Here is a 21,548-nt window from a genome sequence, read left to right on the forward strand (position 1 = left end):
TATGCAACAAGTGGGAGAACGTTCAAAAATACGTTCAAGTACGGGAATGTGGAAGTTTTTTGTATACAGTTTTATTGGTGCGTTCATGTTTTTCGTGCCGGTCACAATTGGTGAAAAAAATTCAATCATGCTTGACCACATCGTGTCATGGATTCAAGCAAATGCAACTGGGGTTTTACCATATTACTCATTAATACTTATTCTAGCTGGTGCATTATACCCGTTTTACTCGGGGACTTGGAAAAAATCGACCGTCAACATGGTGTTTTCATTCTTTAAAATCATAGGTTTAGTCGTTGGGATTATGATTGTTTTTGGATTTGGTCCGGCGTGGTTATTTGCTCCTGATATGGGACCATTCTTGTTCGATAAATTAGTCATTTCCGTAGGTTTATTAGTCCCAATCGGGGCGGTATTTTTAGCATTATTAGTAGGTTATGGATTACTTGAATTTATTGGGGTTCTCATGCAACCGATTATGCGACCAATTTGGCGAACACCAGGTCGATCTGCAATTGATGCAGTAGCTTCTTTCGTTGGTTCATATTCATTGGGCTTGCTAATAACGAATCGTGTTTATAAAGAAGGGAAATACACAGCACGAGAAGCAGCAATTATTGCAACGGGCTTCTCGACTGTATCTGCTACGTTCATGGTTATCGTTGCGAAAACACTTGGCTTAATGGATATGTGGAATTTGTACTTTTGGGTAACACTAATCGTCACGTTCATCGTGACGGCAATTACAACTCGCATCTGGCCGCTGAATCGTATTAAAGACGATTATTATGAAGGCAGTGTGCCACAGCCAGAGGTGAAACCTGAAGGAAGTCGCTTGACAGCCGCTTGGAATGAAGCGCAGGAAACCGTTAAACAATCACCTAGTTTACTTGCGAACATATGGGAGAACTTGCGAGACGGTTTATTAATGGCTATGGCGATTTTACCATCAATTTTATCAATTGGATTACTTGGTTTAGTGTTAGCAGAATTCACGCCGATATTTGACTGGATCGGTTACATCTTCTATCCGTTCACCTACATTTTGCAGCTTCCTGAACCGATGCTAGTCGCAAAAGCAAGTGCACTTGGAATAGCTGAAATGTTCCTACCTGCATTGCTGGTTGTGAAATCGGGGATGATTGTAAAATTCGTAATTGCGGTTGTATCTATATCGTCCATCATTTTCTTCTCTGCAGTTGTTCCTTGCATCGTGGCAACAGAAATTCCGATTTCAATACCGAAATTAATCGTTATCTGGGTTCAACGTGTCATTCTGACTTTAATCATTGTTACGCCGATTGCTTTCATGCTGTTTTAATAGAAGTGCCATCCTTGCATAAAAGGATGGTACTTTTTTGTGTAACAGGAGCGTAGCGGAAATAAAAACCATTAATCATGTCTCTAAAAGTAACTAGGATGTGAGACGTGTTTGAGCGATAATCTTGCTCGTTTGATTGATAAATTTTCACAAACTCAAAGTAGGCGGTGAAATCGTCACACTATCCAAGTATACTAGTCAATAAGATTAATAATATCTGAATATTCTTGCTATAATTTTCACTTAAGAAATAGCTTTTTATTTTAGAAAAAACGGAACGAAAGCATATGAATTGCACACTTCCTATCTCCCCTTATATAATAAAGTCAAAGTTAGTCAAAGTCAGGTACATGGTGCATCCTATTGGGATGCCCACGTGAAATATAGCCACTAACCTTAATCGCACTCAGAGTTAATTGATCAGGAGGTGATTGCATGCGGAATATATCAGATATTATTGAAGGGTATTTAAAGAAAGTTATCGAATTAGATGAAAAAGGGCATGTTGAGATAAAGCGCAGTGAGATTGCGGAGCAGTTTCAATGTGTGCCTTCACAAATTAATTATGTGATTAATACGCGCTTCACCGCTGACCGTGGTTACCTCGTTGAAAGTAAGCGGGGGGGCGGGGGGTATATTCGAATAGTTCGGGTACGCGCTCATACGAAGGCTGATTTAATTGAAACCATTCTGGCAAGTTTAGAGCGTGGAGCTTCTCAAACGATGACGGAAGATATTATCTTTCGTTTAATCGATGAGAATGTAGTGACGAAGCGTGAGGCGAAAATGATGCTCGCGGCACTCGATCGTACAACCCTCAATACCCCATTGCCGCATCGAGATGAATTGCGTTCACGCATATTGCAAGCGATGCTTATGACATTCAAGTATGAACAGTTAAAGTGAGGCGAGCGCGAGATGATTTGTGAGAATTGTAAACATCGTCCGGCAAAAGTTACCGTGACGCAAATACAAAATGGAGAACAGGTGCAACGACATTATTGTGAGGTCTGCGCAAAAAATTTCCATCCGTTTCATTTGGATTTTCAGCAGGATCCACTTTCGCTACATCAGTTATTGTCCAATTGGTTTGGCGTCCCGGAAAGCAAACAAGTGCAACAAAAACCTCAACCAGAAGCTAAGACATGCAGTTCATGTGGATGGACATTCCGACAGTTTTTAAACCAAGGGAAGTTTGGGTGTGCACATTGTTATGAAAGTTTTCACGAACAATTACCGGACGTCTTCAAAAAATTGCACAACGGCAATGTGAAACATGTGGGAAAAGCGCCAGGTACATTTGGCCAAACACTGCAATTAAAAAAACAAATTGAAGCAATTCGCACGTCCATGCGCACGGCGATTGAGATTGAAAATTTTGAAGAGGCGGCACGACTTCGGGATGAAGCTCGCTCGTTAGAGGAACAGCTGAAAAGCGGAGGTGAAAACCGCGATGTCCATTGAACGTTTTCTAAATAATTCCGTTACAAGTTGGATGGCCGGCGAGGGAGAGCATGCAGATATCGTGATGAGCACGAGAATCCGGCTCGCCCGAAATTTAACAGGTTACCGATTTCCACTTTCTTTTACGGAAAATGAAGCGCTGCAAGTAGATCAAGCGATTTCTTCAGTTTTACTTGATGCAGAAGCGGAACTTGAGTCGACCTTTTCGTATATAGATATAAAAGAGCTATCTGCGCTCAATCGGCAAGTGCTGGTTGAAAAGCATTTAATCAGTCCGAAATTGGCTCACTCGGAAATAGCAGGGTCCGTTTTATTATCAGATGATGAAGCGGTCAGTGTGATGGTCAATGAAGAAGATCATATTCGCATACAATGTATTTTCCCGGGAATGCAGTTAAACGAAGCATGGCGTCAGGCAAACCATATAGATGACGTCCTTGAAAAAGAACTGCCCTATGCATTTGATGAACAGTTTGGCTATTTAACGAGTTGTCCGACGAATACGGGCACTGGCCTACGGGCATCGGTGATGATGCATTTACCAGCACTCACGATGACAAAGCAAATGGATCGTATTGTAACGGCGATTACACGTCTCGGGATGGTCGTACGCGGCATCTACGGAGAAGGTAGTGAAGCCCTCGGCAATGTGTATCAAGTATCAAATCAAACAACTCTCGGGAAATCAGAAGAAGATATCTTAACTGATTTGCAAAGCATCACTGAACAAATTATTCAAAAAGAACGTGAAGCAAGAGCGGCTCTCTTACATACGAGACCGAATGTATTGGAAGATCGTCTGTATCGTTCACTTGGTGTTTTGACGTATGCACGGCTTTTAACAACAGAAGAAGCGGGACGCTGTTTATCAGACGTGCGTCTTGGCATCGATCTAGGTTTGATTAAAGGTGTCGATGTTTCAATTTTGAATGAATGCATGGTTTTCATGCAACCAGGTTTTTTACAGAAGTATGCAGATACGTCCCTGCAACCCGAAGAACGCGATGTGTTTCGGGCAAAGTTGTTTAGGGAACGGTTGCAAGTAGACAATAATTTAGACAATGAAGGAGAGGAACCTCATGATGTTTAATCGATTTACACAACGCGCACAAAAAGTACTCCAATTAGCTCAAGAAGAAGCCATTCGTATGAAGCACGAGTCAATTGGTACTGAACATATATTATTAGGCTTAATTCGAGAGGGTGGCGGAATTGCTGCAAAAGCAATGGAAGCAATCGAAGTCAGCCCGCAAATGATTGAAGAAGGCATTGAAGAACTGGTAGGAATGGGAACTGGTGACGTAGGTCCAATCGTTCATTACACACCACGTGCGAAGAAAGTCATTGAGTTATCAGTAGACGAATCGCGTAAACTGGGCCATTCATACATCGGCACAGAGCATTTATTGCTGGCATTGATTCGCGAAGGTGAAGGTGTAGCGGCTCGTGTGCTTAACAATTCAGGTGTCAGCTTGAATAAAGCACGTCAACAAGTGCTGCAATTACTGGGTAGCAACGATCATGTTCAAGCGAACAGCGGAAACAATCCTGCTGCGAGCACACCAACGCTTGATAGCTTGGCTCGTGATTTAACACAAATTGCACGCGAAGGAAGCTTGGATCCAGTCATTGGACGTAGCAAAGAAATCACGCGTGTCATTGAAGTGCTATCACGTCGTACGAAAAACAACCCTGTTCTTATTGGGGAACCGGGTGTCGGTAAAACAGCCATCGCTGAAGGTTTGGCACAACAAATCGTGCAAAATGAAGTACCGGAAATTCTGCGTGACAAACGCGTCATGACATTGGATATGGGTACAGTTGTTGCGGGTACAAAATACCGTGGTGAGTTTGAAGATCGCTTGAAAAAAGTGATGGATGAAATTCGCCAAGCGGGTAACGTCATTCTATTTATCGATGAGCTCCACACATTGATTGGTGCCGGTGGTGCAGAAGGCGCTATTGATGCTTCAAATATCTTGAAACCGTCACTTGCTCGTGGCGAACTTCAATGTATTGGTGCAACAACGCTTGATGAATACCGTAAATATATTGAAAAAGATGCTGCTTTGGAGCGTCGTTTCCAACCGATTCAAGTGGATGAACCTTCAGTTGAAGAGTCTATTCAAATCATCAAAGGACTTCGTGATCGTTATGAAGCCCATCACCGTGTGAAAATTACGGATGCAGCGATTACTGCAGCAGCTAAAATGTCAGACCGTTACATTTCAGACCGTTTCTTACCGGACAAAGCAATTGATTTAATTGATGAAGCCGGTTCGAAAGTGCGTTTGCGTTCATACACGACACCGCCGAATTTGAAAGAACTGGAAACTCGTTTAGAAGCAATCCGTTCGGAGAAAAACGCGGCTGTTCAAAGCCAGGAGTTTGAAAAAGCAGCATCATTCCGTGATACGGAACAAAAGCTGAAAGAAGAACTCGAAAGCACGAAGAAGTCTTGGAAAGAAGAACAAGGCAGAGCCGAATCTGAAGTAACTGTGGAAGATATCGCGGCAGTTGTTTCCATGTGGACGGGAATTCCGGTTTCAAAACTGGCACAAACCGAGTCTGAGAAATTATTGAAATTAGAAGATACATTGCACCAACGTGTTATCGGTCAAGCGGAAGCAGTTACAGCGATTTCTCGCGCAGTACGCCGAGCACGCGCTGGATTGAAAGATCCAAAACGTCCAATTGGTTCATTCATTTTCCTTGGGCCAACTGGTGTCGGTAAAACAGAACTTGCCCGTGCACTTGCAGAGAGCATGTTTGGCGACGAAGATGCAATGATTCGCGTCGACATGTCCGAGTACATGGAAAAACACTCGACTTCTCGACTTGTCGGTTCACCTCCTGGTTACGTTGGATTTGAAGATGGCGGTCAATTGACAGAAAAAGTTCGTCGCAAACCGTATTCTGTTATTCTTTTAGATGAAATCGAGAAAGCACATCCAGATGTCTTCAATATCTTGTTGCAAGTGTTGGAAGATGGTCGCCTAACTGATTCTAAAGGACGCACAGTCGACTTCCGAAACACGGTTGTTATTATGACATCCAACGTCGGCGCGGAAGCGTTGAAGAAAAACAAATACGTCGGCTTCAATTTGCAAGACGGCGAACAGAAATACAAAGACATGAAAGGCAAAATGCTCGAAGAGTTGAAAAAAGCCTTCCGTCCTGAATTCTTAAACCGTGTCGATGAAATGATTGTGTTCCATTCTTTAGAAAAAGAACACTTGAAAGAAATCGTGACATTAATGACTGCTCAATTAACGAAACGCTTGAAAGAGCAGGAAATTGAGCTTGTGTTAACAGAAGCGGCTCAAGAAAAAATCACAAAAGAAGGGTACGACCCAGAGTACGGTGCACGTCCGCTCCGTCGTGCACTTCAAAAACACGTGGAAGATCGCTTGTCTGAAGAACTATTAAAAGGTACGGTGTTGACAGGAAACAATATTGTGTTCGATGTTGAAAACGATGAATTTATCGTTCGTACAAAAGAAGCAGTAACAGAATAAAACTATTGGAGCATTCCGGCGAGGCTGTTCGGAATGCTCTTTTTTACATAATGCTCTATGTAAACGATGTTGTTGATAGTAGTAAAGGAATCTGCGAAAGTAGGAGGTACTATGGCTAAACGTAAAACAAAATTCTTGTGTAAYTCATGTGGCTATGAATCTGCTAAATGGATGGGACGCTGCCCTGGTTGTGGCGCATGGAACACCATGGTGGAAGAAGTGGAAGTGGTCGTAAAAGGACCCCGCCGCACGTTCCAGCATTCTGAAAAAATCGCACAAAAAGCGACCCCGATTACAGCTGTTGAAACGGTTGATGAACCACGCGTAGATACGGATCTTGCTGAATTGAACCGTGTACTTGGAGGCGGAATTGTACCTGGGTCACTTATTTTGATTGGTGGAGACCCCGGTATCGGTAAATCCACACTGTTGCTGCAAGTTTCCTCATTACTGGCGAACAAAGGGCAACGCGTATTGTATATGTCTGGGGAAGAGTCCATCCGACAAACGAAACTTCGTGCAGAACGTTTGGGTGTGGCATCTTCTGAGCTCTATATTTATTCAGAAACCAACTTGGAACTAGTGAATGAGGCAATCGATCAAGTCGAACCAAAGTTTGTCGTAATTGACTCCATTCAAACAGTTCACCATCCTGAAGTTACGTCTGCCCCAGGTAGCGTTTCACAAGTGCGGGAATGTACAGCGGAATTGATGCGCATTGCCAAAACGAAAAACATTGCGATTTTCCTTGTGGGTCATGTAACGAAGGAAGGTCAGATTGCCGGACCGCGTTTACTTGAACATATGGTGGATACAGTTCTGTACTTCGAAGGCGAACGTCACCATACGTATCGCATTTTGCGTTCACAGAAAAACCGTTTTGGTTCAACCAACGAGATTGCTATTTTTGAAATGTTACAAGGTGGATTAAAAGAAGTATTGAACCCTTCTGAATTGTTCTTGCAAGAACGTTCACAAGGAGCGGCAGGTTCAACCGTTGTCGCTTCTATGGAAGGGACACGACCGATTCTGGTTGAAATTCAGGCTTTGATTACGCCGACGAGTTTCAACTATCCGAAGCGTATGGCAAGCGGGATTGATCAAAACCGGATTTCTTTACTGATGGCCGTATTAGAGAAACGGGTCGGAATGCTACTGCAAACGCAAGATGCCTACATTAAAGTAGCCGGTGGCGTGAAGCTAGACGAGCCAGCCATCGATTTGGCTGTCTTGACGACCATCGTTTCCAGTTTCCGTGATGTCGCGGCGAGTGCACATGACTGCTTTATTGGAGAAGTGGGGTTAACAGGTGAAGTGCGTCGTGTGTCCCGAGTGGAACAACGCGTGCAGGAAGCGGCGAAACTTGGATTCAAGCGTGCAATTATTCCAGCGTCGAATCTTGGCGGCTGGGACTATCCGAAAGGTATTCAAGTGGTTGGCGTTGAAACCGTAAATCAGGCATTAAAAGAAGCTTTCCCGAACGCTTAGGCGTTTTGGGAAAGCTTTTTCTCTAGTATCTCGAAGGAGGAGATTCCGCTGGGAGAATCTAGGTGGAACCGATCCGTTCGGATTAAAACCTTTGCCACGCCGATTAACTTCCCTACACCATAAATTCCAGGTGACTGACGCTTGTCATAAGAAACTTTACGATTGCCTTCTTCGTCAAGTAGGTGTTTCCGTTTGAAAACGTGTATAATCAAAAACAGGAGGTGGGCTAGTGTTAAAGTGGATTATTCGAATTACATTTATCTTGATTGGTGGAACGCTCGGGTTACTTTTTTTACCGCAATTATACGATCTTATACATTTATCTTCTAACCCGTGGCTGAACAATCCGTATGTGTCTGTGCTAATAGGAGCCATTCTTTTGTTTGTACTTGCTTTACTGTTAACCGACTATTTGATCGAGTTTTTAAGTTGGATGGAAGATCGATTGCTGAAAGCGCCAATCGGTGATTTGTTGTTTGGTACACTCGGTCTGATTATTGGGCTTAGTGTCGCATTTCTTTTGAATTTTGCGGTGGATTCTATACAGCTTCCTGTCATTGATGCGGTACTTCCCATATTGCTGACCATCACTTTAGGATATCTTGGTTTCCAGGTAGGCTTCAAGAAGCGCGATGAAATTGTTCAAATGTTTGCTGCTAACAAAACGGTTGTACAAAAGAAAAAGTTCGATGAAAACAACCCTCAGGCATTGCAACAAGCATCATATAAATTACTCGATACAAGTGTCATTATCGATGGTCGGATTTCTGATATTTCTGCAACGGGTTTCCTTGAAGGGGTGCTTGTCGTACCTCAGTTTGTATTGACTGAACTTCAGCATATTGCCGATTCTTCGGATACATTGAAACGTACACGAGGTCGACGTGGTCTTGATATCTTGAAACAACTTCAGTCCGAGCGAGCTTCAGCTGTTTTGATTACAGAAGAAGATTTTGATGATGTGGCAGAAGTTGATTTGAAACTGATGCGTCTTGCGAAGAAAATGGACGGCATGGTAGTGACCAATGATTTCAACTTGAATAAAGTGTGTGAATTGCATCAAGTGCCTGTTCTGAATATCAATGATCTTGCGAATGCGGTCAAACCAGTCGTGATTCCCGGTGAAGAAATGCATATCGTGGTCATCAAAGATGGCAAAGAACAAAATCAAGGTGTAGCATATCTAGACGACGGAACGATGATCGTCGTGGAAGATGGCAAGTCGTATATCGGCCAAGCAATTAACGTCATTGTTACAAGTGTTCTTCAAACTTCGGCTGGGCGAATGATTTTTGCTAAAACGAAATAAACAATTACACCTAAAATAAGAGGCTGCCCTTTCTGTCAACAACACCAGACAGCTAAGGCGGCCTCCTTTTCCATCAAGAAAGAGGAGAATACTTGAAATGAAATATATCGTTGTATTACCGGCTGCGGGTAGCGGGAAACGGATGAAGGCTGGCCGTAATAAATTATTTCTTACATTGCGCGATAAGCCAATTCTCATCCATACACTTGAGGTCTTTGAACAAGATACAAATTGCGTTGGGATCTGGCTCGCAGTGAAGCCTGAAGAGCGTGTGACGATTCAGGAGATGTTGAACGAGCATAACATTGCGAAAGTGAAAGGGATGCCTGAAGGTGGCGAGGAACGTCAATACAGTGTGTATGCCTGCATCCAAGCAGCTGAGCATGAGGCTGACTTGATTCTCGTGCACGATGCGGCAAGGCCTTTCATCGAACCAGCCGTGATTTCCCAAATGGTTCAAAAAGCTCGTGAGACCGGTGCTGCCATCGCTGGTGTGAAAGCGAAAGACACCATGAAACGTGTACGCAATCACATTATTGAAGAAACGGTGGACCGTGATCAATTGTGGATGATCCAGACTCCACAAGCTTTCCGTAAGGACATTTTGATGAAGGCACAACAGCAAGCAGAACAAGATGGGTTTCTCGGGACAGATGAATCCATGTTAGTCGAACGACTGAATATCCCTGTGTACGTGGTAGAGAGTACGTATGATAATGTAAAAATGACGACACAAGAAGATTTATTGATAGGCGAAGCCATCTTACAAAAACGACAGCAGGAGGAAAACTAAATGTTTCGAGTTGGACAAGGGTTTGATGTACATGAATTTGCAGAGAATAGACCGCTTATTTTAGGTGGCGTGACGATTCCATACGAAAAAGGTTTAATCGGGCATTCAGATGCCGATGTTTTATTACATACAGTAACGGATGCGGCACTGGGCGCAATTGGTGAAGGGGATATTGGACGTCATTTTCCCGATACGGACCCTGAATTTAAAGATGCAGATTCCGCAAAATTACTTGCATACATTTGGAACATCGTTGAAGAAAAAGGCTATAAATTAGGCAATGTGGATTGCACGATTATTGCACAGGCACCAAAGATGGCACCTTACATTAATCAAATGCGTGACCGCATCGCACAACTGCTAAATGCCGAACCATCGCAAGTGAATGTCAAAGCGACAACAACCGAAAAGCTGGGCTTTACAGGACGTGGAGAAGGCATCGCGGCACAGGCGACGATATTACTCATTCAAAAATAAGTATGACCTGTGTTAAACTGGACAAAGTTTAGCACGTATTCGAGGAGGACACAGACATGACACAAGAAGTTCGCGTACGCTACGCACCAAGCCCAACAGGAAATTTACATATTGGTGGAGCCMGCACTGCCTTATTCAACTATTTATTTGCACGCCATCACGGCGGTAAATTCATTGTTCGTATTGAAGATACGGATATTGAACGTAACATTGAAGGTGGCGAATTATCGCAACTGGAAAACTTGAAATGGCTTGGCATGGAATATGATGAGTCTGTTGATATCGGTGGACCATATGCTCCTTACCGTCAAATGGAACGTTTGGACATTTACCAAAAGCATGCAGAAGAAATGCTTGAAAATGGTCATGCGTATAAATGTTTCTGCACAACGGAAGAGTTGGAAGTTGAGCGTGAAGAGCAAAAAGCAAAAGGTGTCGCTGCACCAATGTACAAAGGTACATGCCGTAACTTAACGAAAGAACAAGTGGCAGAAAAAGAGGCGGTAGGTCTTGCACATACCATTCGCATGCGTGTACCTGCAGATGTAACGTATACATTTGAAGACTTGGTGCGCGGTTCGGTTTCATTTGAATCGAAAGATGTTGGTGACTGGGTGCTTGTTAAAGCAAATGGTATTCCGACTTATAACTATGCAGTTGTTTTGGATGATTATTTCATGAAGATTTCTCACGTATTCCGTGGGGAAGAACATTTATCAAATACACCAAAACAAATGATGGTATTTGACGCATTTGGTTGGAAAGCGCCTGAATACGGTCATATGACATTAATCATCAACGAAAGCCGTAAAAAACTTTCAAAACGTGACGAATCGATTATTCAATTCGTTGCTCAGTATAAAGATCTTGGTTATATCCCAGAAGCAATGTTCAATTTCTTTGCACTTCTTGGCTGGTCTCCTGAAGGGGAAGAAGAAATCTTCACGAAAGAAGAATTTATTCGCCAATTTGACGTCAATCGTTTATCTAAATCGCCATCGATGTTCGATAAGCAAAAACTAACGTGGATGAATAATCAATATGTGAAGCAACTGTCACTTGAAGAAGTAGTTGAACTTGCATTGCCTCATTTACAAAAAGCTGGTCGCTTGCCTGAAACATTGACAGAAGAAGAAAAACAATGGGCAACGGGCGTGATCGCGCTTTACCATGAACAAATGAGTTTCGGTGCTGAAATTACTGAGCTAACTGACCTATTCTTTAAGGATGAACTTGCATATGATGAAGAAGCTACTGCTGTTTTAGCTGGCGAACAAGTGCCGGAAGTTATGGCATCTTTCAAAACGCAACTTGAGCAACTGGAAGTGTTTGAAGCAGATGCTGTCAAAGCAGCAATCAAAGCCGTGCAAAAAGAAACGGGACATAAAGGCAAGAACTTGTTCATGCCAATCCGTGTTGTGACGACTGGTCAAACACACGGTCCGGAATTGCCTAACGCAATCGCGTTAATCGGCAAAGAAAAGGTACTTGCACGTGTGGAGAAATTCGCAAAACAATAAGTTTGACTTTCATGCATGATGGTGTGAAAATGAAGCTATCTTTAACCAAAACATCAAAACGCTTTGATGAGGAGAAGTACATAAGGCACGCTCTTTAGAGAGGACCACCACCGGCTGAAAGTGGTCTGAGCTTTGGCACTATGGAAATGCACCTCTGAGCGCTCAGCTGAACCATTTAGTAAGCGAGCCGTACCGTCTACGTTACAAGACGCCAAGTGGGAAGGACCGCAAAACATCCTTCCAATCAGAGTGGAACCGCGCTATTACAGCGTCTCTGTCAGTCAATGACAGGGGCGCTTTTTATTTTGGTCAAAAAACTGTGAGGTTGTCTCGTAAAGTAAACTTGGAGATGAGACCCGTTTGAGTGATAAATCATTCCGTTTGATCGACAGACATGCCAGTTTGAGCGTTAAATTATTCACAAGCCAAATATAGGGCTACCGATCGAATCAAAATCAAACAAAACATTTAACAAAAACTAACACAGGAGGAACGATGATGTTCAGTCGAATGAAAGAAGATGTTGAAGTCGTCTTCGAGCAAGATCCAGCTGCCAGACGTGTGCTGGAAGTTGTGCTGACGTATGCCGGGTTACATGCGGTTTGGGCACACCGTGTCGCACATGCGCTCTTTAAGCGGAAATTCTTTTTCCTAGCGAGAGTCGTATCGCAAGTGAGTCGATTTTTCACCGGAATTGAAATCCATCCGGGTGCCAAAATTGGTCGCCGCTTTTTCATAGACCACGGAATGGGTGTAGTCATAGGGGAAACGTGTGAAATTGGCAATAATGTAACGATCTTCCAAGGAGTGACACTTGGTGGTACAGGTAAAGAACGAGGGAAACGACATCCCACGTTACACGATAATGTATTGGTAGCAACAGGAGCAAAAGTACTTGGGTCGATTACGATCGGTGAAAACAGTAAAGTCGGTGCAGGCTCGGTTGTATTGAAAAATGTTCCGCCAAATTCAACGGTTGTAGGTATTCCTGGTACAGTCGTCGTACAAGATGGAATCAAAGTGAAACGTGACTTGGATCACCAGGACTTGCCGGATCCAGTAGCGGATAAATGCAATATGTTAGAAGAAAAAATTGCCGTCTTGCGCGAACAAGTCGCGCTTGTCAGTGAACAATTCGAAAAGGAGCGAAACGTTAAATGAGCATTCATATTTACAACACATTGACGCGTCAAAAAGAACCATTTGTGCCGCTTGAAGAAGGCAAGGTGAAAATGTACGTATGTGGACCGACAGTATATAACTACATCCACATCGGGAACTCCCGTCCGGTAATCGTCTACGATACCGTACGTCGCTACTTGAAGTACCGTGGATATGAAGTGAATTTCGTTTCTAACTTTACGGATGTTGACGATAAAATCATCAAAACGGCAAATGAACTGGGTGAAGAAGTATCCGAATTAACCGAACGTTTTATCGCCGCTTATTTTGAAGATGTGGTTGCACTTGGTTGCCAGAAAGCGGATGCTCACCCACGTGTCACGGAACATATGGACTCTATCATCGAATTCATCGAAGTCTTAATCGAAAAAGGCTATGCTTACGAGTCGCAAGGTGACGTTTATTACCGCACACGCAAGTTTGAAGGGTACGGCAAATTGTCCCAACAATCGGTTGATGATTTAAAAATCGGCGCACGCATTGAAGCGGGCGAAAAGAAAGAAGATGCACTTGATTTTGCATTGTGGAAAGATGCGAAGCCGGGTGAAATTTTCTGGAAGAGTCCTTGGGGCAATGGTCGTCCGGGATGGCATATTGAATGTTCCGTTATGGCTCGTGAAATTTTGGGAGACACGATTGACATTCACGCAGGTGGACAGGATTTGACATTCCCGCATCATGAAAACGAAATTGCACAGTCTGAAGCATATACAGGTAAGCAATTTGCGCGCTACTGGATGCATAATGGATATATCAATATTGACAACGAAAAAATGTCGAAGTCCCTTGGTAACTTTGTATTGGTGAACGACATTCGTAAACAAATCGATCCTCAAGTGTTGAGATTCTTTATGTTGTCGGTTCATTACCGTCACCCAATCAATTTCTCGCAAGAGCTTGTGGAAAATGCGGAAAATGGGCTGGCGCGCATTCGAACATCATATTCGAATTTGGCGCATCGTCTTGAAGCATCTCCTGAACTAGGGGATCACAAGGATATCTGGTTAAACAAAATCGAAGAAGTCCGCACCCAATTTGTTACGGCAATGGACGATGATTTCAATACGGCCAACGGAATTGCTGCCTTGTTTGAACTGGCGAGTCTGGCTAATGTATATCTAATTGAAAAACATACGGAAGCGGTTGTTCTTACTGCATTCATGAAAGCATTGAAAGAACTTTCACTTGTTTTGGGTATTGAAGTGGAAGTAAAAACAGAAGTACTGGATGAAGAAATTGACGCTCTTATTGCGGAGAGAATCCAGGCGCGTAAAGATAAAGATTTCGCTCGTGCAGATGCCATCCGGGATCAATTGAAAGAAATGAATATTTTATTGGAAGATACGGCGCAAGGCATCCGTTGGAAACGCGGATGAACAAAGAATATTCACTTCGTCCGGCAGATGTAAAACAATTGAATTCACTGGCCCTTGCGTATATGGGGGATGCCGTCCTGGAGCAAGCGATTCGTGAACATTTGATTCGTTCAGGACGGGTTAGACCCAATACACTGCATAAAGAAGGAACTAAATATGTTTCGGCGAAAGCCCAGGCATCCGTGGTGCGTGTGCTACTCCAAGAAAAGTTTTTGACGGAAGATGAAGAAGCGGTGCTAAGACGCGGGCGTAATGCCAAGTCTGGCACCATTCCAAAAAATACAGACGTACAAACGTACAAATATAGTACGGCGTTTGAAGCGGTTCTCGGAAGTTTGTACCTATCCGGCAACTTCGAACGCGTGAAGGAAATAATTGAAAAAGCTATTACCACTATAGAAGAACCGAAAGGAGAATCGATATCGTGACTGAACTTGACAATGAAATCGTATCAGGGAAAAATCCAGTGCTGGAGGCCCTTCGCTCCGGGCGAGATATGAACAAAGTATGGGTAGCGGAAGGTGTCAAGAAAGCGGGAATCGCCGAGTTGTTACAACTTGCGAAAGAATCCGGCATCATCGTCCAGTTTGTGCCAAAAAACAAAGTGGACCAATTGACGGACGGAGCCAATCACCAAGGGGTAGCAGCTTCGGTAGCGGCTTACCGTTATGCAGAAATTGATGAGCTTTTCGAACGTGCTGCTTCACGCAATGAAGATCCATTCTTTTTGATTTTGGATGAGTTGGAAGATCCACATAACCTGGGTTCGATTTTGCGAACAGCTGATGCGACTGGCGTGCATGGTGTCATTATTCCGAAGCGTCGTGCAGTTGGACTAACTGCAGTCGTGGCGAAAACATCTACAGGGGCAATTGAGCATGTGCCGGTAGCACGCGTTGGCAATCTAGCACAAACCGTTGAAGATTTGAAAAAGCGTGGCGTGTGGATTGCGGGAACGGATGCCAAGGGCTCGGCTGATTACCGTCGCATGGATGCGAAATTACCATTGGCAATCATTATAGGCAGTGAAGGAAAAGGAATGAGTCGCTTGCTGAAAGAGAAGTGCGACTTCCTCTACAACATGCCGATGGTTGGGCATGTAACGTCGTTAAATGCATCTGTAGCAGCTGCTATCCTGATGTACGAAGTATTGCGGAACCGCCTGCCGGTTAATTGAGATGGACATTTTACTCGTCGATGGCTATAACATTATCGGCGCATGGAAAGAATTGCGTGCATTAAAAACAGACAAGCTCATTGATGCCAGAGACAGGCTGATTGAAATGATGGCGGAATACAAAGCTTATTCAGGTTGGCGAGTCATTGTAGTGTTTGATGCACATCTCGTACCTGGGATTGAAAAAAAGAAGAAACAATATGATGTCGAAGTTATTTTCACCAGGGAAAACGAAACTGCGGATGAACGTATTGAAAAATTAACATCACAATTAATGACAAGACGTGATCAAGTGCATGTAGCTACATCTGATTTGACGGAACAATGGGTGATTTTCGCACAAGGCGCACTAAGAAAGTCTGCACGAGAACTTGAAATTGAAATGGAGTTAGTTCAGGAGAATATCACGAAGAAGGTGAAGGCTATCCAGGAGCAGCGCCCGTTTTCCAAAATCCAGCTAAGTAATGAAGTGGCAGAAATTTTTGAAAAATGGCGCAGAGGGATGAAATGAGTCGTTGACGCTCGATTTCCACATCCTGTATACTAGGGTCAAACTAAGCAGACGGCCGAGGTGATACTGTTGATTAAGAGTGACTATGTACACGTGAAGCTGCACCAATTTGAAGACTTACTAGATGACGAGCTTGTGGAATTGGTCCACACTGGCGATTCTGATGCGCTTGACTTTTTAATCACCAAATATCGATCTTTTGTGCGTATGAAAGCCAGGTCTTACTTTCTAATCGGGGCTGATAAAGAAGATATCATTCAAGAAGGAATGATTGGACTTTACAAAGCGATTCGTGATTTCAGAGGGGACAAGCTCTCATCGTTTCGAGCATTCGCAGAACTTTGTATTACACGTCAAATTATAACTGCTATCAAAACAGCTACACGTCAAAAGCATATCCCACTCAATTCATATGTGTCATTGGACAAGCCGATTTTTGATGAAGAATCAGACCGCACACTAATGGATGTGATTTCGGGTTCTGCTATTGATGATCCCGAAGAACTGATGATTCACCGTGAAGATTTTGATTACATGGAAGAAAAAATGAGTGAAATTCTGAGTGAATTGGAGAGGCAAGTACTTGCCTTGTATTTGGATGGACAGTCTTACCATGAAATTTCAGAAGAATTAAATCGTCATGTAAAATCCATAGACAACGCATTACAGCGTGTGAAGCGGAAACTTGAAAGGCACATTGAAATTGGTGGCGTTCATTGAAATCTTCACCTGGGCGTTTGTTGACAGTCTAAACCGTAGGTGATAGTCTTTAAAAAGACAAATGCTGACTTAAAAGGTGATAAAATGGCTAATAAAGTCGTCTTAAGCTGTGTGCAATGTGGTTCGCGAAACTATACAGTTCCTGCTTCAAAAGAAGGATCGAGTGAGCGTCTGGAACTGAAAAAGTATTGCTCCCATTGCAAAGCGCATACGGTTCATAAGCAAACGTTGTAAATATAGACATAGATAATTTTTACTCGGAGGGTTAAATCAGAATGACTAATATCAGTGGTTTCTTTGGTAATGTTGTCTCGGAAATGAGAAAAGTTAGTTGGCCTAAACGTAAGGAAATGACTCGTTATACAGTCATTGTACTTTCAACGGTCGTAATTATGGCAGTATTTTTCGCAGTCGTTGACTTAGGAATTTCACAAGCGTTTCGCTGGTTCCTTAAACTGTAATTTGATAACAGATAGCACTTGTGGAGAATAGCCCGTCAGAAACTTAGAACGGGTTTTTTCATTTGTCTAAGAAATGGAGGGACGGACGAACAGTCCTGCTACTTATGGAAAAGAATTGGTATGTTGTTCACACGTATTCTGGATATGAGAACAAAGTAAAAGCAAATCTTGAAAAACGTGTTGAAACGATGGGTATGTCCGATCTGATCTTCCGCGTCATTATCCCGGAAGAGCAAGAAACGGATTTTAAAGATGGTAAAAAACGTACAGTTATGCGTAAAACATTCCCAGGGTATGTTTTAGTTGAACTTGTGATGACAGACGATTCTTGGTATGTCGTGCGAAATACGCCAGGCGTTACTGGATTTATCGGTTCTTCAGGTGGTGGAGCAAAACCGACACCATTATTGCCGGAAGAAGTAGAATTCATCCTGAAACAAATGGGCATGACAGAGCGCAAAATTGAAGCGCAATACACGGTTGGGGAAATGGTTGAAGTTCTTGAAGGACCATTTGCACACTTCCAAGGTAAAGTGGAAGAGATTGATGATGCAAAAGGTAAGTTGAAAGTTTCTGTTGATATGTTTGGACGCGAAACGAAAATGGAACTTGACTACGACCAAGTTATTAAAATGTAATTAGAAAAGTGAAAACGCCACTCGATGCGAAAGCTAGCTTTCGCTAGATTAGGGGAAGGAAGGCTAAATTCCCGACATCGTGTCGGAACGCCTTCATGACCCGCATCCTGTGGCCCTAAGCTTAGGTGTGAGCTGGCGCTTGCAACTAGACATTAGCAATCTTGAATGGAAAAAAAGCATTTAAAATCTAGTTCATAGAACCTTTTTCCAAAAGCTACTTGCTTAAGTTTTGGAAAAATGGTATTATTTCAAAGGTCAGACTGAAATAGTGTAGTCTGCGAAAATTTTAGCTTATGCTCAGCTAGTAGCTGACAGACAGATATTGAGTGGGAGGGGCAACCCAATTACCACATCACGGACTTAAGGAGGTGTGTCTCGTGGCTAAAAAAGTTGTTAAGGTAGTAAAATTACAAATTCCTGCTGGTAAAGCAAATCCAGCACCGCCGGTTGGTCCAGCATTGGGTCAAGCAGGTGTTAATATCATGGGATTCTGTAAAGAATTCAACGCACGTACGGCAGATCAAGCTGGACTAATTATCCCTGTTGAAATTTCTGTATTTGAAGACCGTTCATTTACATTCATTACAAAAACTCCACCTGCAGCAGTATTACTTAAAGTGGCGGCTGGTATCCAGTCAGGTTCTGGTGAACCAAACCGCAAAAAAGTTGCTACGGTGAAGCGTGATAAAGTTCGCGAAATCGCTGAACAAAAAATGCCAGACCTAAACGCAGCATCAGTTGAAGCAGCTATGTTGATGGTTGAAGGTACTGCGCGCAGCATGGGTATCGTCATCGAAGACTAATCCCTGCACTTGATGATGCATTAGTTTTTGGGGGGTTGCGGATGTCTATAAGACACGCAACCCTTATTCGTGGGAGGTTTATTCCGCTAAAACCACAATCAAGGAGGACATTTTACAATGGCTAAAAAAGGTAAAAAGTTGCAAGATGCAGCGAAATTGGTAGACCGTACTAAATTGTACGCAGCTCAAGAGGCAATCGAACTTGCTAAAAAAACGAGCACTGTTAACTTTGACGCAACAGTTGAAGTGGCATTCAAATTAGGAATCGACACACGTAAAAATGACCAACAAATCCGTGGAGCAGTAGTACTTCCAAACGGAACTGGTAAAACTCAACGTGTATTAGTTTTCGCTAAAGGCGAAAAATTAAAAGAAGCAGAAGCTGCTGGCGCTGACTTTGTTGGCGATACAGAGTTCATTAACAAAATCCAACAAGGATGGTTTGACTTCGATGTAATCGTAGCTACTCCTGACATGATGGGTGAAGTTGGTAAATTAGGTCGCGTTTTAGGACCAAAAGGCTTAATGCCAAACCCTAAAACTGGTACTGTAACATTCGACGTAACTAAAGCGATCGAAGAAATCAAGGCTGGTAAAGTTGAGTACCGTGCTGACAAAGCTGGTATTATCCATGCACCAATCGGTAAAGTTTCTTTCGACGACAACAAGTTAGTTGAAAACTTCTTGGCAGTATTTGATGTAGTTCAAAAAGCTAAGCCTGCGGCAGCTAAAGGAACTTACATGAAATCAGTTAACGTTACAACTACAATGGGTCCATCTGTAAAAGTGGATTCTTCTAGCGTAAAAGTTAACAAATAAGGTTGACAGTTTAAAGTCTATCTGTTAAGATGACTTTTGTTGTAAATAAATTATTTGTACCGTAGACAGTAGGGGCGACTTGTCGCATAATGATCCTACCGAGGACATGCATTCAGATTCTTTTTAAGATGACGTTTCAGCCCCTGTGTCTATATAGATCCAGGGGCTTTTCTTTTGGCGGTATAAATGACTCATTCTATTAGGAGGTGTCCAGATGAGCAGAGCAATCGAAGCTAAAAAAGTTCGTGTTGAAGAAATTACTGAAAAGTTCCAAACAGCAGCAACTGCAGTAGTAGTTGACTACCGTGGCTTGAGTGTTTCTCAAGTAACTGAACTTCGTAAACAACTTCGTGAAGCTGGCGTTGAATTCAAAGTGTATAAAAACACAATGACTCGCCGTGCAGTTGAAGTTGCTGGTCTTGAAGGCTTGAATGAAAGTCTTACAGGTCCAAACGCAATTGCGTTTTCAACAGAAGACGTAGTAGCGCCAGCGAAAATCCTTAACGATTTCGCTAAAAAGAACGAGAACCTTGAAATCAAAGCTGGTGTGATCGAAGGTGCAATCGCAACTGCTGAAGATATTAAAGCACTTGCAGAACTTCCTTCTCGCGAAGGTTTGTTGTCAATGCTACTCAGCGTTCTACAAGCTCCAATGCGCAACTTCGCGCTTGCAACAAAAGCTGTTGCAGAACAAAAAGAAGAGCAAGGCGCGTAATTCGTTACACGGCTTAGCTGTTTAAAACCGGGTATAACCCAAACAAAAAAATATTCCTATTAGGAGGAACATACAATGAACAACACTCAAATCCTTGAAGCAATCAAAGGTATGACAGTTCTTGAATTAAACGACTTAGTAAAAGCAATCGAAGAAGAATTCGGCGTTACAGCTGCTGCACCAATGGCTATGGCTGCTGGTGGCGGTGCTGCTGCTGAAGAAGAAAAAACTGAATTTGATGTAATCCTTAACTCTGCAGGAGATCAAAAAATCAAAGTAATCAAAGTGGTTCGTGAAATCACTGGATTAGGTCTTAAAGAAGCTAAAGAAGTTGTAGATAACGCTCCTAAAGCTCTTAAAGAAGGCGTAACTAAAGAAGAATCAGAAGAAATCAAAGCTAAACTTGAAGAAGTTGGCGCTTCAGTAGAAGTTAAATAATTTCTTTTAATAAGTAATGGAAAGCTCGTCAGTTAACGGCGGGCTTTTTCTTCATTTCATCAACAGGTTGGAGGGTGCCCGAATGGCTGATCATTATTATTCAAAAAAACCTCAAACTGAAAGTAAGCCTAAGTCATGGAGTTTTACACTGCGTGGTGAGCTGTTTCATTTTGAAACGGATACGGGTGTTTTCAGTAAAAGCGAAGTAGATTTTGGGTCCCGTGTTTTAATTGATGCGTTTGTAATGCCTGCGACTGAAGGACCTGTGCTTGATGTAGGGTGTGGGTATGGACCAATTGGTTTATCCATCGCTAAAACTGAGGCAGATCGTACAATTCACATGGTGGACATCAACGAACGTGCAGTGCAACTTTCGCGTAAAAATGCGGAGGGTAACGGGGTACAAAATGTACGAATCTATGAAAGTGACGGGTTAACCGACGTTACGGAAACTGACTTTGCTGCAATATTAACAAACCCGCCGATCCGTGCTGGAAAACAAACGATTTTTCGTTTTTATTTAGATGCCTATGCGAAATTGCGTGTGGGTGGAGAGTTGTGGGTTGTCATTCAGAAGAAACAAGGAGCTCCGTCAACTTTCGATCGATTAGAAGAAATTTTCGGTCAAGTTGAAGTGATCGATAAGGTAAGAGGTTACTGGATCATTAAGGCTGAGAAAGTCAAATGATTATTGACTTGACAAAATCGCTATGATATTATAATAAAATGCAAAAATATTATTTTGCGGTCGTATGCCCTTTTGTATAAAGGTGTTTTGCGAGTGGGTATACTTACCAAGAATAAATTTAGTTAACCGA

Annotated in this window: 24 protein-coding genes and 2 other annotated features; all 24 genes read left to right on the top strand. The window is 42.8% G+C overall.

All coding sequences use genetic code 11. The annotated features are described in order from the left end of the window. Position 1 precedes the first annotated feature (1 nt). The 24 genes from AC1DSL_RS02355 to AC1DSL_RS02470 all read left to right on the top strand — a co-directional run bounded on the left by AC1DSL_RS02355 (position 2) and on the right by AC1DSL_RS02470 (position 21,418). Entirely contained in the window at positions 2 to 1,321 is a 1,320-nt protein-coding gene (locus tag AC1DSL_RS02355; RefSeq protein ID WP_477531049.1) for a YjiH family protein, read from the top strand. A 435-nt stretch (positions 1,322 to 1,756) separates the two neighbouring features. After that, positions 1,757 to 2,227: a CtsR family transcriptional regulator gene (locus tag AC1DSL_RS02360; protein WP_016429852.1), complete on the top strand. Its 471-nt coding sequence runs from the start codon at positions 1,757 to 1,759 to the stop codon at positions 2,225 to 2,227. A 12-nt stretch (positions 2,228 to 2,239) separates the two neighbouring features. Next, positions 2,240 to 2,785 carry a UvrB/UvrC motif-containing protein gene (locus AC1DSL_RS02365; protein ID WP_477531050.1) on the top strand — a complete coding sequence of 182 codons (546 nt, stop codon included), beginning with the start codon at positions 2,240 to 2,242 and terminating at the stop codon, positions 2,783 to 2,785. Further along, complete coding sequence (locus AC1DSL_RS02370; protein ID WP_016429854.1) at positions 2,775 to 3,875, top strand: protein arginine kinase; 1,101 nt, start codon at positions 2,775 to 2,777, stop codon at positions 3,873 to 3,875. The genes AC1DSL_RS02365 and AC1DSL_RS02370 overlap by 11 nt, the downstream gene beginning before the upstream one ends. After that, positions 3,865 to 6,303: an ATP-dependent protease ATP-binding subunit ClpC gene (gene clpC, locus AC1DSL_RS02375; protein ID WP_016429855.1), complete on the top strand. Its 2,439-nt coding sequence runs from the start codon at positions 3,865 to 3,867 to the stop codon at positions 6,301 to 6,303. Before AC1DSL_RS02370 ends, clpC begins: the two co-directional genes overlap by 11 nt. Positions 6,304 to 6,414: 111 nt before the next feature. After that, positions 6,415 to 7,791, top strand: coding sequence for a DNA repair protein RadA (radA, locus tag AC1DSL_RS02380; protein ID WP_016429856.1), 1,377 nt, complete (start codon positions 6,415 to 6,417; stop codon positions 7,789 to 7,791). A gap of 229 nt (positions 7,792 to 8,020) precedes the next feature. Continuing rightward, positions 8,021 to 9,100 carry a PIN/TRAM domain-containing protein gene (locus tag AC1DSL_RS02385; protein ID WP_477531051.1) on the top strand — a complete coding sequence of 360 codons (1,080 nt, stop codon included), beginning with the start codon at positions 8,021 to 8,023 and terminating at the stop codon, positions 9,098 to 9,100. 97 nt (positions 9,101 to 9,197) lie between these two features. Continuing rightward, positions 9,198 to 9,893: a 2-C-methyl-D-erythritol 4-phosphate cytidylyltransferase gene (gene ispD, locus AC1DSL_RS02390; protein WP_477531052.1), complete on the top strand. Its 696-nt coding sequence runs from the start codon at positions 9,198 to 9,200 to the stop codon at positions 9,891 to 9,893. Further along, positions 9,894 to 10,370 (top strand): 2-C-methyl-D-erythritol 2,4-cyclodiphosphate synthase, encoded by a 477-nt coding sequence (gene ispF, locus AC1DSL_RS02395; protein WP_477531053.1) that lies wholly within the window; start codon positions 9,894 to 9,896, stop codon positions 10,368 to 10,370. It begins immediately after the preceding gene. A gap of 56 nt (positions 10,371 to 10,426) precedes the next feature. After that, positions 10,427 to 11,890, top strand: coding sequence for a glutamate--tRNA ligase (gltX, locus tag AC1DSL_RS02400; RefSeq protein ID WP_477531054.1), 1,464 nt, complete (start codon positions 10,427 to 10,429; stop codon positions 11,888 to 11,890). 54 nt (positions 11,891 to 11,944) lie between these two features. Further along, positions 11,945 to 12,169, top strand: a binding site (T-box leader). A gap of 219 nt (positions 12,170 to 12,388) precedes the next feature. Next, positions 12,389 to 13,051, top strand: a complete 663-nt coding sequence (gene cysE, locus AC1DSL_RS02405; RefSeq protein ID WP_477531071.1) for a serine O-acetyltransferase — start codon at positions 12,389 to 12,391, stop codon at positions 13,049 to 13,051. Further along, positions 13,048 to 14,448, top strand: coding sequence for a cysteine--tRNA ligase (gene cysS / locus AC1DSL_RS02410; protein WP_342542691.1), 1,401 nt, complete (start codon positions 13,048 to 13,050; stop codon positions 14,446 to 14,448). The genes cysE and cysS overlap by 4 nt, the downstream gene beginning before the upstream one ends. Beyond that, positions 14,445 to 14,876, top strand: a complete 432-nt coding sequence (locus AC1DSL_RS02415) for a Mini-ribonuclease 3 (protein ID WP_016429863.1) — start codon at positions 14,445 to 14,447, stop codon at positions 14,874 to 14,876. The genes cysS and AC1DSL_RS02415 overlap by 4 nt, the downstream gene beginning before the upstream one ends. Further along, positions 14,873 to 15,625: a 23S rRNA (guanosine(2251)-2'-O)-methyltransferase RlmB gene (gene rlmB / locus AC1DSL_RS02420; RefSeq protein WP_477531055.1), complete on the top strand. Its 753-nt coding sequence runs from the start codon at positions 14,873 to 14,875 to the stop codon at positions 15,623 to 15,625. The genes AC1DSL_RS02415 and rlmB overlap by 4 nt, the downstream gene beginning before the upstream one ends. Before the next feature lies 1 nt (position 15,626). Beyond that, the gene (locus AC1DSL_RS02425; RefSeq protein WP_016429865.1) at positions 15,627 to 16,136 is read left to right on the top strand and encodes an NYN domain-containing protein; all 510 of its coding nucleotides are present in this window, start codon (positions 15,627 to 15,629) and stop codon (positions 16,134 to 16,136) included. A gap of 69 nt (positions 16,137 to 16,205) precedes the next feature. Next, a complete protein-coding gene (gene sigH / locus AC1DSL_RS02430) occupies positions 16,206 to 16,856 on the top strand; it encodes an RNA polymerase sporulation sigma factor SigH (protein WP_016429866.1) in 651 nt (216 codons plus the stop codon). Positions 16,857 to 16,940: 84 nt separating this feature from the next. Beyond that, positions 16,941 to 17,090 carry a 50S ribosomal protein L33 gene (gene rpmG / locus AC1DSL_RS02435; protein ID WP_081637847.1) on the top strand — a complete coding sequence of 50 codons (150 nt, stop codon included), beginning with the start codon at positions 16,941 to 16,943 and terminating at the stop codon, positions 17,088 to 17,090. Between the two features lie 41 nt (positions 17,091 to 17,131). Next, complete coding sequence (gene secE / locus AC1DSL_RS02440) at positions 17,132 to 17,317, top strand: preprotein translocase subunit SecE (protein ID WP_016429867.1); 186 nt, start codon at positions 17,132 to 17,134, stop codon at positions 17,315 to 17,317. Positions 17,318 to 17,421: 104 nt separating this feature from the next. Further along, positions 17,422 to 17,955 carry a transcription termination/antitermination protein NusG gene (gene nusG, locus AC1DSL_RS02445; protein WP_016429868.1) on the top strand — a complete coding sequence of 178 codons (534 nt, stop codon included), beginning with the start codon at positions 17,422 to 17,424 and terminating at the stop codon, positions 17,953 to 17,955. Between the two features lie 377 nt (positions 17,956 to 18,332). Beyond that, the gene (rplK, locus tag AC1DSL_RS02450) at positions 18,333 to 18,758 is read left to right on the top strand and encodes a 50S ribosomal protein L11 (RefSeq protein WP_016429869.1); all 426 of its coding nucleotides are present in this window, start codon (positions 18,333 to 18,335) and stop codon (positions 18,756 to 18,758) included. Between the two features lie 117 nt (positions 18,759 to 18,875). Next, positions 18,876 to 19,577 carry a 50S ribosomal protein L1 gene (gene rplA, locus AC1DSL_RS02455; protein ID WP_016429870.1) on the top strand — a complete coding sequence of 234 codons (702 nt, stop codon included), beginning with the start codon at positions 18,876 to 18,878 and terminating at the stop codon, positions 19,575 to 19,577. A gap of 41 nt (positions 19,578 to 19,618) precedes the next feature. After that, positions 19,619 to 19,758, top strand: a sequence feature (ribosomal protein L10 leader region). Positions 19,759 to 19,791: 33 nt separating this feature from the next. Then, positions 19,792 to 20,292, top strand: coding sequence for a 50S ribosomal protein L10 (gene rplJ, locus AC1DSL_RS02460; RefSeq protein ID WP_016429871.1), 501 nt, complete (start codon positions 19,792 to 19,794; stop codon positions 20,290 to 20,292). A 75-nt stretch (positions 20,293 to 20,367) separates the two neighbouring features. After that, entirely contained in the window at positions 20,368 to 20,730 is a 363-nt protein-coding gene (gene rplL, locus AC1DSL_RS02465) for a 50S ribosomal protein L7/L12 (RefSeq protein ID WP_016429872.1), read from the top strand. Between the two features lie 82 nt (positions 20,731 to 20,812). Further along, positions 20,813 to 21,418, top strand: a complete 606-nt coding sequence (locus AC1DSL_RS02470) for a class I SAM-dependent methyltransferase (RefSeq protein ID WP_016429873.1) — start codon at positions 20,813 to 20,815, stop codon at positions 21,416 to 21,418. The last annotated feature ends 130 nt before the right edge of the window (positions 21,419 to 21,548 follow it).

This window comes from Paenisporosarcina sp. P4_D4, from assembly GCF_056401835.1.

What these genes read in the sequence shown, in the direction of transcription:
- AC1DSL_RS02355 (WP_477531049.1), top strand. Translation starts at nt 2, where the DNA reads ATGCAACAAGTGGGAGAACGTTCAAAAATACGTTCAAGTACGGGAATG.
- AC1DSL_RS02360 (WP_016429852.1), top strand. Translation starts at nt 1,757, where the DNA reads ATGCGGAATATATCAGATATTATTGAAGGGTATTTAAAGAAAGTTATC.
- AC1DSL_RS02365 (WP_477531050.1), top strand. Translation starts at nt 2,240, where the DNA reads ATGATTTGTGAGAATTGTAAACATCGTCCGGCAAAAGTTACCGTGACG.
- AC1DSL_RS02370 (WP_016429854.1), top strand. Translation starts at nt 2,775, where the DNA reads ATGTCCATTGAACGTTTTCTAAATAATTCCGTTACAAGTTGGATGGCC.
- clpC (WP_016429855.1), top strand. Translation starts at nt 3,865, where the DNA reads ATGATGTTTAATCGATTTACACAACGCGCACAAAAAGTACTCCAATTA.
- ispD (WP_477531052.1), top strand. Translation starts at nt 9,198, where the DNA reads ATGAAATATATCGTTGTATTACCGGCTGCGGGTAGCGGGAAACGGATG.
- ispF (WP_477531053.1), top strand. Translation starts at nt 9,894, where the DNA reads ATGTTTCGAGTTGGACAAGGGTTTGATGTACATGAATTTGCAGAGAAT.
- cysE (WP_477531071.1), top strand. Translation starts at nt 12,389, where the DNA reads ATGTTCAGTCGAATGAAAGAAGATGTTGAAGTCGTCTTCGAGCAAGAT.
- cysS (WP_342542691.1), top strand. Translation starts at nt 13,048, where the DNA reads ATGAGCATTCATATTTACAACACATTGACGCGTCAAAAAGAACCATTT.
- AC1DSL_RS02415 (WP_016429863.1), top strand. Translation starts at nt 14,445, where the DNA reads ATGAACAAAGAATATTCACTTCGTCCGGCAGATGTAAAACAATTGAAT.
- AC1DSL_RS02425 (WP_016429865.1), top strand. Translation starts at nt 15,627, where the DNA reads ATGGACATTTTACTCGTCGATGGCTATAACATTATCGGCGCATGGAAA.
- rpmG (WP_081637847.1), top strand. Translation starts at nt 16,941, where the DNA reads ATGGCTAATAAAGTCGTCTTAAGCTGTGTGCAATGTGGTTCGCGAAAC.
- secE (WP_016429867.1), top strand. Translation starts at nt 17,132, where the DNA reads ATGACTAATATCAGTGGTTTCTTTGGTAATGTTGTCTCGGAAATGAGA.
- nusG (WP_016429868.1), top strand. Translation starts at nt 17,422, where the DNA reads ATGGAAAAGAATTGGTATGTTGTTCACACGTATTCTGGATATGAGAAC.
- rplA (WP_016429870.1), top strand. Translation starts at nt 18,876, where the DNA reads ATGGCTAAAAAAGGTAAAAAGTTGCAAGATGCAGCGAAATTGGTAGAC.
- rplJ (WP_016429871.1), top strand. Translation starts at nt 19,792, where the DNA reads ATGAGCAGAGCAATCGAAGCTAAAAAAGTTCGTGTTGAAGAAATTACT.
- rplL (WP_016429872.1), top strand. Translation starts at nt 20,368, where the DNA reads ATGAACAACACTCAAATCCTTGAAGCAATCAAAGGTATGACAGTTCTT.
- AC1DSL_RS02470 (WP_016429873.1), top strand. Translation starts at nt 20,813, where the DNA reads ATGGCTGATCATTATTATTCAAAAAAACCTCAAACTGAAAGTAAGCCT.